Source organism: Microcoleus sp. D3_18_C4, from assembly GCF_036702355.1.
Lineage (GTDB): Bacteria > Cyanobacteriota > Cyanobacteriia > Cyanobacteriales > Microcoleaceae > Microcoleus.
This window is the reverse complement of sequence record NZ_JAUBTF010000013.1, coordinates 109,004-123,510: the sequence shown is the minus strand read 5'-3', so window position 1 is coordinate 123,510 and position 14,507 is coordinate 109,004. Positions and strand designations below refer to the sequence as shown.

The window sequence follows — 14,507 nt, the reverse complement described above, 5'->3', positions numbered from 1 at the left end:
TCTCCCTAGAGCAAGTCCTGTTAACGTATTTCTGCGAGCGCGATCGTTAATTTATCCTAATAGTTGCCCAAGTCCTCAGTTTTTTTGGTGACAGCATTCGATGGAAAATCGAAGATTGAATAACAACTTAGTATTTCCACAAGCAGCTTTTCAACGATTTTGGCGATCAACTTCGGGGAAAATCGGCTTAATTTTGACTGTAGCGCTGATGATATTGGCACTGTTAGCCCCCGTACTTGCTCCTTACGATCCGGCGGTTGATCGAGATTATTTGTCGCGCTTAGTGGCTCCTAGCGCTAAGCATTGGTTGGGCACCGACGGTTTGGGGCGAGATTTGTTAGTGCGGGTGTGGCACGGATTGGGAATATCTTTACTCGTCAGCCTGGTTTCTGTGGGTGTGGGTTTAATTTTGGGAGCGCTTTTGGGGCTGGTGGCCGGGTATTTTCGGGGGTTGCTGGAAATTGCGATCGGCACTTTGGCGGATATTTTGCTAGCTTTTCCTTCGATTTTACTGGCGATCGGCGTTGTTACGGTCACCGGGCCGAGCCTGCAAAGTGTAATTATCGCTGTCAGCCTCGTGCAAATTCCGATTTACATCCGCTTAACTCGCAGTATGGTGCTGTCTCTGCGGGAACAAGAATTTGTTTTGGCTGTCAAGGCCTTGGGCGCCAGCGACTTGCGGATTATTTTTCGCCACATTTTGCCGGGAAGTCTGGCGCCTCTAGTTGTACAAGCAACTCTTTCGACTGGTACGGCGACACTAGAAGCTGCTGGTTTGGGTTTTTTGGGTTTGGGCGCACAGCCGCCGGTTCCTGAGTTGGGGACGATGCTTTCTGATGCTTTTAAGGGCGGATACGCTCTTTCTTCTCCTTGGACGATCGTGTTTCCAGGTTTGCTGATTACCTTGACTGTTCTTGGTTTCAACCTTTTGGGCGATGGCCTGCGAGACGTTTTAGATCCCAGAGGGAATTAGAGAGGGAGTGGGGGAATTTATACTTTTTCGTTTTGCCTTCTGCCTTTTACCTTCTGCCTTCTTCCCTCTGCGCCCTCTGCGCCCTCTGCGGTTCATCCCCTCTTCCTTCTTCCTGACTCTCCAATCTCAAATCTCATCAAATAGACTGACTTGACTGCTGTCACGATCTACGCGAAACTTTACATACAACTGATGTATTGCTTCTACATATTAATAAGTTCTGTTAAGTTGTGACTCAAAACCTATCAATTCGTCAAAATTGATATAGCGCTTTGTCAGTCAGCCAACTCTCAAGAAGCTACTTCAGGAGGCATCGTCCCTGGCTTGCTGGTGTCGGTGTCTGGTCTCACTATTCCTATTCAGTCAGCCCGGATTATGGAAACACTAGAGTTTGTGATCTATCCAGATGGCCGCGTACAGGAAACAGTCACCGGCATTGTCGGTGCTTCCTGCGCTGAGGTAACGGCTGCAATTGAAGCTCAGCTCGGCGTGGTGCTTCATCAAGAGTCAACATCTGAATATTTCACGCAAGCGCTGCATCAGTCAGCCGAAGCGACAGCCCAAGTGGCTTTTAGCGATTGGTAATTTTTTTGTTGAGTTCACTTAAATTTTTTTGGAACCACCATGTCACATTTTAGCCAAATTAAGACCCAGATCCGCAATTTGAATTCTTTGGAAGCTGCTTTAACTGACTTGGGTATCGACTGGAAGTCGGGCCCGACTGAGGTGCGTGGCTATCGCGGCCTAACCAGCACCGCTGAGGTCGTAATTGAGCAACAAAATGGCTACGACGTAGGTTTTAGCTGGAACGGGACTGAGTATGAATTGGTGGCTGACTTGCAGTTTTGGCAGCAAGCTTGGTCTGTAGACCGTTTTCTGAATAAGGTGACTCAGCGCTACGCTTACCATACTGTGGTGAATGAAAGCGCTAAGCAGGGTTTCCAAATTTCTGAGCAAAAGCAAAATCAAGACGGTTCGCTCCGCTTGGTGGTGCAACGCTGGTGCGCTTAATAATTTTTCGAGATTTTTGCAATCTTGTCTCATCAAAGTCCGCTTTCGCGGACTTATTTACTATTGTGGGGGTCTAAATGTCTGAGCTTTCTGGACTCGGAATAGATACAGCAATTGATCGCTCTGGTTTAGAGCCGGAGTTGGGGGGATTTTTGCGGGATGCGCCCGATCGCTCTGGTTTGGAACCGGAGTTGGGCGGGGTGTTGCGCCAAAAAGGTGTCTATGTTGATGAGATTACATGCATTGGCTGCAAGCACTGTGCTCACGTTGCTCGCAATACTTTTTATATTGAACCGGATTACGGTCGATCGCGCGTGGTTCGACAAGACGGGGATTCTGAAGAGTTGATTGCTGAGGCGATCGACACTTGTCCGGTGAATTGCATTCACTGGGTTGATTACACCGAACTCAAGAATCTGGAAGAAGAACGCAAGGATCAGGTGATGCCTGTCGTTGGTTTTCCGGTGGATATGGCGACAGTTAAGGCCGGTATTCGCCAGCGCCAAAAGAATAAGTTGCGCGATCGTCAGTTCAAAGGTAGCCATTGAAATCCCCAATTCCCATCCGCAGCTTGAAACCTGTGGCTCAAACAACGAAAACAGCCCGCGCGGGCTGTTTTTATATACATTCTATAATTAATTTATTTGAGAGGATGGTGCTCAGCGAGAATTTTCTCAACTCTAGCTTCGTCAATTCTGGCAGTTAATGTTGATGCCTCGTTGTTATCCCGAATGGTTTTTGCTAAAGTAAAAGACGAGCCGATTGAAAAAGTTAAACCCATACCCATAAAAGCTTTCTGCCAGGGGTCTACTTGTAAATAAATGATACCTACAGTAGTTGCGGAAATGGCAAGAATAAAAGAAACCCAGCACTGAAGTATCCAAGCATTAGTATCTTTTTGGCGTATGATTTGTTTCTGCATAGTGCCTCTAAGTCAAATATATCTTTTGGTTCATTAACTTAAAGAATAGATAGGGTGAGTGAAGCGGTCAGGAGAGGAAGGGACAGTTTCGATAAGTGAACAGTGCGATCGGGCTTTTTACTAAAAATTAGAACGCTGTAGATAGGGTTTAAGGCTCAAGGAAGACTGGGTGGGAGTAGACAGTTGGAAAACTCCACTAAGGAAAGCTAGTTTTTTCTCAAAATAGCGTAAGGTGCGCCGGGCCGCACCTTACTTCTCCCACTCCGCCTCCGCTGACGAGAGTTTGACTTTTGAGCGGTTTCAAGCGCCGACTCTTATCTACTTGGTTTGTGTAGCCCCGGTTTCAACCGCCGAGTTATATCTACTTATTTTTCTGCTGAGTCTTCGCTTGTTCGATCGCAATTTCCCTCACTGCTTGGAAAGAACTCAAATTCGATGAGCCCTCAATCGCCTTCACCGCCAAATCTTGAACCTGTTTCAAAGCAGAATCCAGTTGTTTCGACAAGCTAGCAATGCGCTCATCTTGATTTTGAATTGTCTGCAACATCCCTTGAATTTGCAGTTCATAATTTTGCTTTTGCCCTTCAACATCTTTAGCCCACATATCAGCCTTAACTTTAGCTTGATAATTGCCAATATTGCGACCGTTATCTTTCCCGTTCTTGATATTAGCTTCCAGTTCTTTCGGGAAAGCTTCTACCTTCGCCTTCACCTCAGCATAAAGTTTTTCCCGTTCCGCAATAGATTTTTCGCGTTCCGCCCACTGTTTCTCCTGTTCTTGCTGAAACTCTTCGATTTCTTGATACAGTGTTTTCTGGCGCTGTTGGTATTCTTCGATGTCCAGATTTCGCTGAAGATTCAAATCATAATCATACAATTCTTCATCCCGCTCGCGAGCTTTTTGCTCATGCTCATTGCGTTCTTGAATCGCCAATTTGTGGAGTTCCTGCTCTTTTTCCCAAGCTTGGCGGCGTTCCAACAATTCCTGTTCAACAGTTTCGCGCTGTTCGCTGAGTTCACCAGCAAAAGTTTTCGCGCTTTCTTCGTACTGTTGAATTAAAGTGTCCAGCGTATCTTCTGCAACATCTTCTAAACTGTGCAACTCTTGCAGTTGTTGAATTTCCTCGCCCACAGTGCGCCGCAATTCTTCGACTTTAGCAGCTTCGGAAGTTAATTTTTCAGACAACTCGCTGACAGCGCCACCAAAGCTAAATTGCAGCAAAATCAAATTATCAATTGTGGACTGCATTTTTTGTGGATTTTGAGTTAAAGCCATTGGTTTTGGTGCTTCCACAATAGGTTTTTCGGGGACTGATATTTGCTTTTGGGAAGCGTTTAGCTGTTGGATTTGCAATTCTAACTGCGCTTTTTCTTGCGCTGCTTCCTTGTACGCTTCTAAGATTTCAGCCTTGGTGCTTTTGTCGCTAACTTTTTTGTTCATGACTTTTCATTTCTTAATAGCGTGGAAAATTTCTGTCATTTTTTCGTAAGGTGGGCATTGCACCCCTTACTGGGTTTTAAGCTTTGCTGGCAAAAGCTTTCATTGCCAAATCTTGCGCTTGCTTCATCGTGGCTTGCAGTTGCGCGGAAATTTCGGCGATTTGTTCGGTTTGCCGCCCAATTGTCTGCTGTAGAGATTGCACTTTCAATTCATATCCTTGCTTAGTGCCTTCCCACTCTTTCTCCACTAAATCTGCCTTGACTTTAGCTTCGCGGGAAACTTCTTGAATTGCTTCTTCTTTGGCTTTGACATAAGCCTGTTTGAGTTCTTCTTCAAATCCGGCGGCTTTTCTTTGATTCTCTTCAAACTCCGCTTGATTGTCGCTGAGGACTTTTTCCCGTTCCACCCAATTTTTTTCTTTTTCGCGGGTAGATTCTTGCAAATGCCGTTCTAGTTTACGCTTCGTTTCTTCGTATTCGTCGGTTTCGATTTTGCGGCTGCGCTGTAATTCGTATTGATAATCGGCTGTTTCTTCCTGGCGCTTTTTAGTGAGGAGTGCAGTTTGTTCTTGAACTGCTGCCTCAAATTCTTCTTGTTCTTTTTCCCAAATCTTGCGTTTTTGGGTCGTGTCTTTTTCGATAATTTCGCGTTGGTTAGCAGCGTTTTGTTCGAGCAGGGTCAATTTTTCTCGGTGCTCTTGAGTTAAAATGTGGAGGGCGTCTGCTACAATTCTGATTTGCTGCAACTCTTGCAATTGTTCGGCTTCAATTTCGATCGCGCGTTTTAATTCGTCTAATTTGGAAGATTCCGCCTTCAGTTTTTCGGAAAGTCCGCTGATGGTACTGCCAAAATCTAATTGCAAGTCAGCCAAGCCTTTGACGATGCTGTCAATTGTGTAGGTGGAAGCGACTTCGAGGAGTTGTTTGTTTTTGGCTTTTTCGGCTGACTGTTCTTTGGTTTCGACTTTGGATTCGATCTTTTTTTTGTCGGCTAAAATCTGCTGAAAGTTTTGCAAAATTTGGGCTTTGCTATCCTTGGCAGTTGCTATTGTCATAATGTTTGCTTCTCCTGATTATAACTTTTCGACACTTTTGAGTGAGACTTTCTCAGTTATTCTAAGTTGCGGAGTTGGCTGAGAATGGAACGGTATTTTCTGGCTGCATCGGGTTTTTCTTCGGGATTGCCACTGGCTAGAGTTTTGAGAAGTTTCCAGCAGCGATCGCACCGATTTCCTTCCGAGCAGCCGCACTCATAAATTATACTCAAAAGTGCGCCTTTTAACAATTGATTTTCGGCTAACAAAGCTCGGTAATTTCGCTGAACTGATTCGGCTACTAAAGTCATGTGCTGGAAATCTTCGGTGAGACTGTCGATGTCGTTAACTGCATCTGTCCGAATTTGATCGAGCAGCTCAAGATTCTCTTTCAAACGACTTTCTTGCAGATTTGGTTTGGTTTTCAGCTTGGTTAATTTCTTCATTTCACTCTGTTGTAACAGTTATGGTAAAGGCGCGATTTAATCGCGCCTTACAACAAAATTAGAACAAGTCAGCAGTTAATTGGTCTTCCGCTGGCGGTAGCGACATACCGCCGTTGGAATTCAAAGCAATAGCATCGCTTTCACCGCCAGCGTGAGCAGCCATCAAGCAGGCAACTTGCTGCGCCGGCAGGTTATCTAAACACACCATAGCTTTTGTTCCTTCTAAGTCAATCATCCGCGATTGATTGCTAGAATCGGACAAAACTGCTGCTGCTTGGTCGATAACCGCCCAATCTTTCCGCTCGTTCCAAGACCATTTCAAGCTGTAGTAGTTGATCGGTTTTACTACTCCGCTGTCGTCTGGTTTCTGACCGGAATGCTTGACAAATTCGGGAACAAAAATTCCGGTTGCAGGTTCTACGCCGCGAGATTGAACTGATGCTACCAAACGGTTAAAATCGTTCAAGCTGCGGTTTTTGATGTATGTCACCATGACAACTCCTTGCGGCAATTCGCCACTTTCTGCGACAAACCACAGTTGACCCCAAAGTGTGTGCGAAGTTTGACCGAGGGAACCGAAGAATTTGGAGAATTTGAGGATTGTCATGGAACACTTAGAACCGTAGTCTGTATCGCCGATCGCCCATTGGCCACTTTGGCAATTGTTACGCACTGCGATCGGGATTTCTGGTACTAGCAAAGCATTGCTCGGTTTGGCACCAAATACTGAAAATGTAGGTCTTTCTTGTGTTTTAGTAGTCATTGTTCGTTTTTCCTTAGTTATTGATTTATGTTCTGACAATTAGGAATCGGTAATTAGAAATTGGGAACTCACAACAATCGAATTATTTTTCTTCCTTCTTCCTTCTTCCTTCTTCCTTCTTCCTTCCATTACCTAATGAGATGTGTTGTTGCTTTTGGTTCTGGATAGGTATACTCAAGCATCGCCTCTTGTTGAGCTTTGATAATCCGCAGCGCGGCGAGCAAATGCTCTAATGTTTCTAGGTGCGCTGGGGTGAAGTGGATGCTGAAGCCTTCGCCATCCCGCGCGTAGCCGGGACAAACCAGTGAGGCTGAGCTTTGTTCTTCGTGGGTGGCGATGTATAGCCAGTCATCGTCTTCGAGCTTGTAATGCGTGTCTGTCCAGGTTCTCAGCATTTGCGATCTGCTCCTCCTTATTTGCTGCGTACAAGCGTTTTGACGCCCAGCGCTTCTCACTCCTCTACAGTTGACGACGCTATATGTAGCGTGTGAGCTAGGCTAGTTTGCACTTTTAACCCCACCAGTCCGGCTCTATTGGTTGATTAAACCGTCAACTAACCTCATGGTAGCGCGGGTTGATTTTCCCGTCAAGTATTTTGTTGAACTTTTCATCAAAACAGGCTAGAATGCTTGTCAGGAGGCAAAAAACCGTGGAACAAACATTTGGAAGACTGATCCGTCAAGCTCGCAAGGACAAAGCTTACTCACAACGTGAGCTAGCAGCTATGCTAAGTGTGGACTTTACTTATTTGTCGAAGTTGGAGAACGATCGAGCGGATTATGCGCCAAAAGAGGACGTAATCCGATCGCTAGCGCGGAATCTCGACATAAACGAAGAGGAATTGATTTTCCTGGCGGGGAGACTGCCGCAGCAGTACGAAGCGCTGCTGAAGCAGAATCCGAAGGAAATGCAGGCTCTTTTCCGCCGGATGCAAGAAAATCCAGATTGGCTCAAACAATCTTTTGAAGCGTAAGAGAGGCCCCTCATAGTGAGTATTTTTAAGCCGTATTGCTTCTACCCCAAAGAAACGATCGAGCGTTTGGCAAATGACATCTTGATGCAGATGCAGAAAACGCAAAATTTTGCTCCGAGATGGCCTTTTGATGCGACAACGGTTGCTGATTTTCTGGATTTGGGCGTAGTTTGGGAGTGCATTGACCCGGATGAAGAAGGTGCGATCGCGGCGAGGATTTTGCCGCAGCAGCGGTTAATCGAAATCAACGAACAGATTCTCGAAAAACCGCCGGGTTTCATCGAATCGACGATCGCCCACGAAATCGGCCACTGGGTGCTACACGTCAATCAAGACGAAGCAGACGGCACTGTGGAACAGTTGGAATTAAACTTGGGCAATGAAGGAAAAGCAGCCCAGGATGTCGAGGAACCGTTTGTTTGTCGGGGTGCGAGTGCTGATAATAAGGTTTTGTCGATCGAATGGCAAGCGCAATATTTTGCAAGCTGTTTGTTGATGCCTCGGTGTATTTTGGAAGAAAAAAGACAGGGACGCGATTTAACAAAGTGGTCGCATTTATACAAAATGAGAGATGAGTTGGGAGTGAGCATTTCCAATTTGACAAACCGCTTGCAAGAATTCGATTGGATATATATTCCCAAGGGAACGCGCGAGATTTATGCCGGGAAAGATGCCGCAAACGGGCAGCAGCGGTTGTTTGGATAAGAGGGAACTCGAATTTGAGATTTGAGGATTGCGACTTCTCGAATCTCAAATCTTTAAAATTAATTTCTAATTAAGTTAAATTTTATGCTAACCAATATTGAAATCCTGCTGGCAGCTTGCGAGGAATTAAATATCCCTTACGAAATCCTGCATCCTTCCCAAAACTTGATTAGACTCAAAGAGGGCGGCGAAGAATATTATTTTGTCAATTACATGACGCCATTTAACAGCGCATCAGTAGCAGAGATTTTTAAAGACAAAGAATATACTTATCAACTATTAAACGGCCAAATAAATACTCCCAGAACTCTCGGTTTTGTCTCGCCTTACTGCGAGGAGAAGTATAAAAAGTATTTGAGTTTCCCAGATATTGAATCAATAGTTTTAGAAGTAAACAAAAATTATTCTTTTCCGGTGATTCTCAAAAGAAATCGCGGTGCTGGTGGCAACAATGTTTTTTTGTGTAAAACTATAGAGCAAATTAAAGAAGCCCTAGAAATTATATTTAACATCAACAGTAAAGATTATGACTATGTGGCGCTAGCTCAAGAATACATCGGAATTGCCCGCGAATATCGGGCTGTATTCTGCAAAGAAAAGCTAGTTTTACTGTACGAGAAAGACAAATCTCAGGCTAAATTTGCGGGGAATTTAAGCCCGCTGCACTGGGAAGGTGCAAAAGCAAAACATATAATTAACCCCACTCTCATGTCTGAGATTGAAGATTTTGTTAAACCTGTTTTTGCCGAAATGGCGATTAATTATGCTGGGTTTGACATCGCGCTAGATACAAAAGGAGCATATTGGTTAATTGAAATTAACTCAAGTCCCAATTACGATATTTTTGTCAGAGATAACGATCGCCAAATTGTGGTAACAATGTTTAAAGGTATTCTGGATAGCTTGATTCTTAACAAAAAGCCGTAAATGCTCGATTTTAGAGATACGCTACAATTAACTAAATCCCAATCTCAAAAAAAGTAAAAGCAATGACATCAGAAATGTTAAAAGTAGAGGAAACTTGGGCATAAATTCTCGCCCTATCCCCTCCTCTTTCATTAGCGTTTATCAGCGTTTATCAGCGGTTAAAATTATCTTATTTCCGGTTGCATCGGTATTGTTCAAGACTTGGGGCGGTGGGTGATTGCAAACAGTCTCATCATCTAGATTCAAATATTTATTGCTCTCACGCACCCTACAGCTACAAACTTTATATCACATTCTTTCTAAAACCTGAATCCCCAATAATTCCAAACCCAACTTCAAAGTCCTCGCCGTCAAATCGCACAAAATCAACCGCGAAGTCCGCAACGGTTCCTCAGCTTTCAAAACCGGACATTGCTCAAAAAATTGATTGAATTTTTGACTCAATTCAAACAAATACTGACAAATTCGATTCGGCAACAAATCGCCCTCAACCGCATTTATCACTTCACTCAACTGCAATAAATGTTTGGCTAAAACCAACTCTGCATCAGACTGAAAAATCACTTTCGCACCAGCATCTAAGTTATCAAAATTAATCTCACCTTTGCGGCGAATTCCCTGCACGCGCACGTAAGCATACAGCATATAAGGAGCGGTGTTTCCTTGCAATGCGAGCATTTTGTCGTAACTAAATACATAGTTGCTGGCGCGATTTTGACTTAAATCGGCATACTTAACGGCACTCAAACCAACTGTTCGAGATACGTTAGCAATGAATTCTTCAGTTTCTTGTCTTTCTTCGACTTTTAATCTCTCTTCTAAATCTTGGCGCGTGCGGACGATCGCCTCATCTAACAAATCCTGCAACCGCACTGTTTCCCCAGAACGAGTTTTGAGTTTTTTGCCGTCTTCTCCCAATACCAAACCGAAGGGAATGTGGACAATTTCAACATCTTCGGGAATCCAACCAGCTTTTCTCGCAACTGCAAATACTTGGGCAAAGTGGTTTGCTTGTCCCGAATCTGTGACGTAAATTATGCGCTTTGCATTGTCTTTTTGTATCCGGTAGCGCACTGCTGCTAAATCTGTTGTGGCGTAGTTGTAGCCTCCGTCGGTTTTCTGGACGATTAGCGGGAGAGGTTCTCCTTCTTTATTGGTGAAACCGTCTACAAAAACGCATTTCGCGCCGTCACTTTCTACTAGCAAACCTAGATTGGTTAAATCTTCGACTACTGCGGGCAATAATGGATTGTAAAACGATTCGCCGCGTTCGGTTAATTTGATATCGAGCAAGTCGTATATTACTTGAAATTCGCGGCGGGATTGATCGCACAGCAATTTCCAAGCGCGGCGGGTGTCTTCGGCGCCTGCTTGCAGTTTTACTACTTCTTGGCGGGCGGTTTCTTTGAAGGTTTCGTCTGCGTCAAAGCGCTGTTTTGCTTGGCGGTAAAATGCGACTAAATCTCCTAAGTCTAGGGCGTCAGCAGTTGTGAGGGCTTCGGGGTGAACTTCGCGCAAGTATGCGATCAGCATCCCGAATTGGGTGCCCCAGTCGCCGATGTGGTTGATTCTGAGTACGTCGTGGCCTTGGAATTCGAGGGTACGGGCGATCGCATCTCCGATGATTGTCGATCGCAAGTGTCCGACGTGCATTTCTTTGGCTATATTCGGACTCGAAAAGTCGATCGCAATTGTCTGAGGCGTTTTCGCGGGTTCAATCCCCAAACGCGAGTCGCCGGCGATCGCACTAATTTGCGCTTCCAAATAAGCCGGTTTCAGCTTCAAATTGATAAAACCGGGCCCGGCGATTTCTGGGGTTTCGCAGATGTCGGTAATATCTAGGTTTTCGATGATTGTCGAGGCGATCGCCCGTGGGGGCTTTCCTAACTTTTTTCCCAAACTCATCGCCGCGTTGCACTGAAAGTCCCCAAAGTTGGGATTGCTGGCGGCGGCTAGCATTGGATCTGCACCTGCATAACTTTCGCCGAATGCCGCGGTGAATGCTTTTTCAAATTTTGCTTTTAACTGTTGGGCGATCGAGTTCATGTTTAATATTTTGATTGGATGTTTATTTTAAACTCTAGATTAAGCACTTTTTGCCAATAATACTCTTACTACTTAGGTAATTTCCCCATCCGACGCTCTCCCTCTGGCCCTCTGGCCCTCTCCCCACCTACTAAGAAATTTTGTACTTAGCTTTGACCTGCTGAGCGGATCAAAATCACTTGCAGCGCTAACACACAGTACATTTTATCACAGTTGCGATCGCTACACAAATTAAAAATTATCACATCTAGCCAATGATCTCGATCGCTAGATAATTTTGTTAAATCGCTTACATTAAGGTATGTTAAAATTTTTTCAATGCTCCCAAAAATCCTACGAAAGGAAGTAGTTATGTTATCTCAACCTATTTTTGGCGATCGCTCTCTGACCCAAGCCTTTTATCAAGCAGTAATCGCTCGCTTCTACGACGGTTTCAGTCTCTCCACCCAAGCACTATTACGAGAGTGTACGCTTGGCTTTGCCCCTTGTCCCGATGGAGTCAAAACCTTTTTCATCATCGCGCCGAGTCTCGATGCAGCAGAGCAACTAATGGAAAAAATGGACAGTATTTTGGAGCGAGTTGCCGAACTCATGGCTGGAGTCGGACAAGTTGCCCTGTGCATAGTTCCCCCCGGCAGCGAAGCAGAGCAACCAGTAGATATGCAAGACTTAGAAAAAGTTCCCCCAGATTGTCTGGCTTGCAAATTCTTTACAATTATATGGGCCGATGCTGCGGCCGATCGGTAAAATTGACACTTAGCAACCAGCAACTCAACACGGTTCGGCCCAAGCTGTGCCCGTGGTGGGGCGGGGTAGATTGTCTGTTAGTTACAGTCCCTGGAATTATCGGGCACAGCGTGCAGGTAATTTAGAGCGTTTGCAAGGTTGCACTCGCAATCTTTGGCAAGTGTTAAACCAGACAAAATATATATCAAAGACCCGCTTGTCAGTCGCTCAGATTTTCACCTGCCGGCTCAAACAGCCGTGCATCTACTTTTTACATTCCCAATAAAGGCCACCAAAAAGCCGCATCAACTCTCCTGGGTGTCTCACTTCAAAAGACAGCAGCAGGAATTAGGCGGTATCGCTAGAAAATAGATTTTTGGGAAATATCTGCTGATGTTCAGGATAAGCAGAAATATTCTCAAAAATAGATAAGAGTTCCGCACTTTGACCTCAGAAACCCGGTTTTTACCCCCGCGCTTCATATTCGCGGTTCGCTGGAAAATTGACAGAAAATAGGCTGTTTGTGGGAGAGTCACCAGCTAGAAACAAAGCACAGATTTACTCAAAAAAAGATTAGTTTTCCAGCGACACCCCTGGCAGTGCAGAGCGCTCGTACCACAAGCTCATAGAATTTGTTAAAAATTTCAGTTGAAAATTTGAATTATTAAATTTTATGCCTAACATTGGGGATAAAATCTAAGATTGAAATTCTCAAATCTGAAATCAAGGCATCATGGTAAAACTGACACCGAACCCCAGCTTTAGTTTAACAATTCGGGTTGCTCTGCCGAACCGGCCGGGAATGCTGGCAAGCGTCACCAGCGCGATCGCATCTGTCGGCGGCAACTTCGGCCAAATCGACTTGATCGAGCAAACCCGCGCCACTACAATTCGCGATATCACCGTCGATGCTTACAGCCTCGAACACAACGAAGAAATATTGCAAGCAGTGAAAGCGCTGCCGGATATCAAAGTGATCGATGTGTACGATCGCACTTTCAACTTGCACCGCGGCGGAAAAATCAGCGTAGTTAGCAAAATTTCCCTCAAACGCCAGTCAGATTTGGCAATGGCATACACCCCTGGAGTCGGCCGCATCTGCACTGCGATCGCCAATGACCCGCAACAAGTTTATAACCTCACAATCAAACAAAATACTGTTGCCATTGTTACCGACGGTAGCGCAGTTTTGGGACTGGGAAACCTCGGCCCTGCCGCCGCACTGCCAGTCATGGAAGGCAAAGCCATGCTATTTAAAGAATTTGCTGGGATTGACGCCTTTCCTATCTGTTTGAACACCCAAGATACCGACGAAATTATTCGCACAGTGCAGAATATCGCCCCGGTTTTTGGTGGCGTTAACCTCGAAGATATTTCTTCTCCCCGCTGCTTTGAAATCGAAGCAAGATTGCGGGAAACTTTAGATATTCCGATTTTTCATGATGACCAGCACGGCACTGCAATTGTCAGTTTGGCAGCATTAATTAATGCCTTGAAAATCGTCAAAAAAACCATCGCAGAAGTGTGTATCGTGATTAACGGAGCCGGTGCGGCCGGAGTCGCGATCGCCCGCTTGCTGCGTAAAGCAGGTGCCCAAAATATCATCATGTGCGACTCCAAAGGCGTCCTCTCCCAAGACCGCACGGATATGAACCCAGAAAAACTAGAATTTGCCGTGGCTTCGAGCGGTACTTTGGAAGATGCGATCGCCGGTGCCGATGTATTTTTAGGAGTCAGCGCCCCCGGCGTAGTCACCCGATCGATGGTGCGTTCGATGGCCGAAAATCCCATTGTTTTTGCAATGGCAAATCCCATTCCCGAAATTCAGCCAGAATTAATTATGGAAGATGCGGCGATCATAGCAACCGGACGCAGCGATTACCCGAATCAAATTAACAATGTTTTGGCATTTCCGGGGATATTTCGAGGCGCTTTGGACTGCAAAGCTGCCACGATTACGCCCACTATGTACTTGGAAGCAGCTTATGCGATCGCCTCTTTAGTCAGTCCTTCTCAGCTTGACAAAGAGCACATTATACCGTCGGTTTTTGATGAAAGAGTTGCCATTGCTGTCGCCGGTGCAGTGCAGTTGGCCGCCCGATCCGAAGGTATTGCCCGCGATTAATTGACGGAAGTTCGGCAACGGATTCGCTCGACGGATGTAACGGATGTAACGGATGTAACGGATGTCCGTCCGATGTCCGTCGGAAGAAGGAAGAAGGGAGAAGGTTGGAGGGAAGAAGGAAGAAGGTTGGAGGGAAGATACCATGTATAAATTAATGGTTTTTGTACCAGTTTTATACTTCTTCTTTTGTGATTTTTCTGGTTTCTTCTCATTCCCTCTTTCCTCCTTCCCGTTGATTATTACTCATTTTTGTTTTCCCATCCTGTCTTTTTCCTCAACATCCATCCGTTAAATCCCGATCGCGTGATCGTTGCCAAACTGCCCTCGAACCTCCAACCTCCAACCTCTTCCTTCTTCCCTCCAACCTCAGCATCCATCCGTTACATTTGTTAAATCCCGTAGAGGGATCGTTGGCG

17 protein-coding genes are annotated in these 14,507 nt (G+C 45.3%); 10 read left to right on the top strand and 7 right to left on the bottom strand.

Annotated elements, in window-relative coordinates; genetic code table 11:
• Positions 1-115 precede the first annotated feature (115 nt).
• The 4 genes from QUA90_RS09350 to QUA90_RS09335 all read left to right on the top strand — a co-directional run bounded on the left by QUA90_RS09350 (position 116) and on the right by QUA90_RS09335 (position 2,532).
• Positions 116-973, top strand: coding sequence for an ABC transporter permease (locus QUA90_RS09350; RefSeq protein WP_333445107.1), 858 nt, complete (start codon positions 116-118; stop codon positions 971-973).
• Between the two features lie 375 nt (positions 974-1,348).
• Positions 1,349-1,558 (top strand): DUF2997 domain-containing protein, encoded by a 210-nt coding sequence (locus QUA90_RS09345; RefSeq protein WP_015176940.1) that lies wholly within the window; start codon positions 1,349-1,351, stop codon positions 1,556-1,558.
• Between the two features lie 39 nt (positions 1,559-1,597).
• Positions 1,598-1,984 (top strand): DUF1257 domain-containing protein, encoded by a 387-nt coding sequence (locus tag QUA90_RS09340; protein ID WP_333445105.1) that lies wholly within the window; start codon positions 1,598-1,600, stop codon positions 1,982-1,984.
• 77 nt (positions 1,985-2,061) lie between these two features.
• Entirely contained in the window at positions 2,062-2,532 is a 471-nt protein-coding gene (locus QUA90_RS09335; RefSeq protein WP_333327121.1) for a ferredoxin, read from the top strand.
• 92 nt (positions 2,533-2,624) lie between these two features.
• Here QUA90_RS09335 and QUA90_RS09330 read toward each other — a convergent pair whose 3' ends face one another.
• The 6 genes from QUA90_RS09330 to QUA90_RS09305 all read right to left on the bottom strand — a co-directional run bounded on the left by QUA90_RS09330 (position 2,625) and on the right by QUA90_RS09305 (position 6,984).
• Positions 2,625-2,906, bottom strand: coding sequence for a YiaA/YiaB family inner membrane protein (locus QUA90_RS09330; protein ID WP_333422481.1), 282 nt, complete (start codon positions 2,904-2,906; stop codon positions 2,625-2,627).
• Positions 2,907-3,267: 361 nt separating this feature from the next.
• On the bottom strand, positions 3,268-4,347 hold the full coding sequence (locus QUA90_RS09325; protein WP_333445103.1) for a hypothetical protein: 1,080 nt from the start codon (positions 4,345-4,347) through the stop codon (positions 3,268-3,270).
• A gap of 76 nt (positions 4,348-4,423) precedes the next feature.
• Positions 4,424-5,401 carry a hypothetical protein gene (locus tag QUA90_RS09320; protein WP_333327116.1) on the bottom strand — a complete coding sequence of 326 codons (978 nt, stop codon included), beginning with the start codon at positions 5,399-5,401 and terminating at the stop codon, positions 4,424-4,426.
• 56 nt (positions 5,402-5,457) lie between these two features.
• Positions 5,458-5,826, bottom strand: coding sequence for a hypothetical protein (locus QUA90_RS09315; RefSeq protein ID WP_333445101.1), 369 nt, complete (start codon positions 5,824-5,826; stop codon positions 5,458-5,460).
• A gap of 58 nt (positions 5,827-5,884) precedes the next feature.
• Positions 5,885-6,589, bottom strand: a complete 705-nt coding sequence (locus QUA90_RS09310) for a hypothetical protein (protein WP_333327112.1) — start codon at positions 6,587-6,589, stop codon at positions 5,885-5,887.
• Between the two features lie 128 nt (positions 6,590-6,717).
• Positions 6,718-6,984 carry a hypothetical protein gene (locus QUA90_RS09305; RefSeq protein ID WP_006634886.1) on the bottom strand — a complete coding sequence of 89 codons (267 nt, stop codon included), beginning with the start codon at positions 6,982-6,984 and terminating at the stop codon, positions 6,718-6,720.
• Positions 6,985-7,238: 254 nt separating this feature from the next.
• Here QUA90_RS09305 and QUA90_RS09300 point away from each other — a divergent pair, with 254 nt between their 5' ends.
• The 3 genes from QUA90_RS09300 to QUA90_RS09290 all read left to right on the top strand — a co-directional run bounded on the left by QUA90_RS09300 (position 7,239) and on the right by QUA90_RS09290 (position 9,194).
• Positions 7,239-7,562: a helix-turn-helix domain-containing protein gene (locus tag QUA90_RS09300; protein ID WP_265234660.1), complete on the top strand. Its 324-nt coding sequence runs from the start codon at positions 7,239-7,241 to the stop codon at positions 7,560-7,562.
• Positions 7,563-7,577: 15 nt separating this feature from the next.
• Complete coding sequence (locus QUA90_RS09295) at positions 7,578-8,267, top strand: ImmA/IrrE family metallo-endopeptidase (RefSeq protein WP_333383850.1); 690 nt, start codon at positions 7,578-7,580, stop codon at positions 8,265-8,267.
• Between the two features lie 84 nt (positions 8,268-8,351).
• Positions 8,352-9,194 carry a YheC/YheD family protein gene (locus tag QUA90_RS09290; protein ID WP_333383852.1) on the top strand — a complete coding sequence of 281 codons (843 nt, stop codon included), beginning with the start codon at positions 8,352-8,354 and terminating at the stop codon, positions 9,192-9,194.
• Positions 9,195-9,482: 288 nt separating this feature from the next.
• Here QUA90_RS09290 and argS read toward each other — a convergent pair whose 3' ends face one another.
• Positions 9,483-11,240: an arginine--tRNA ligase gene (gene argS, locus QUA90_RS09285; RefSeq protein WP_333445099.1), complete on the bottom strand. Its 1,758-nt coding sequence runs from the start codon at positions 11,238-11,240 to the stop codon at positions 9,483-9,485.
• 351 nt (positions 11,241-11,591) lie between these two features.
• On the opposite strand from argS, the gene QUA90_RS09280 reads away from it, so the two are divergent.
• The 3 genes from QUA90_RS09280 to QUA90_RS09270 all read left to right on the top strand — a co-directional run bounded on the left by QUA90_RS09280 (position 11,592) and on the right by QUA90_RS09270 (position 14,241).
• The gene (locus tag QUA90_RS09280) at positions 11,592-11,987 is read left to right on the top strand and encodes a hypothetical protein (RefSeq protein WP_333327104.1); all 396 of its coding nucleotides are present in this window, start codon (positions 11,592-11,594) and stop codon (positions 11,985-11,987) included.
• A gap of 712 nt (positions 11,988-12,699) precedes the next feature.
• Positions 12,700-14,091, top strand: coding sequence for a malic enzyme-like NAD(P)-binding protein (locus tag QUA90_RS09275; RefSeq protein ID WP_333327102.1), 1,392 nt, complete (start codon positions 12,700-12,702; stop codon positions 14,089-14,091).
• The gene (locus QUA90_RS09270; RefSeq protein ID WP_333327100.1) at positions 14,092-14,241 is read left to right on the top strand and encodes a hypothetical protein; all 150 of its coding nucleotides are present in this window, start codon (positions 14,092-14,094) and stop codon (positions 14,239-14,241) included.
• Positions 14,242-14,507: the final 266 nt, after the last annotated feature.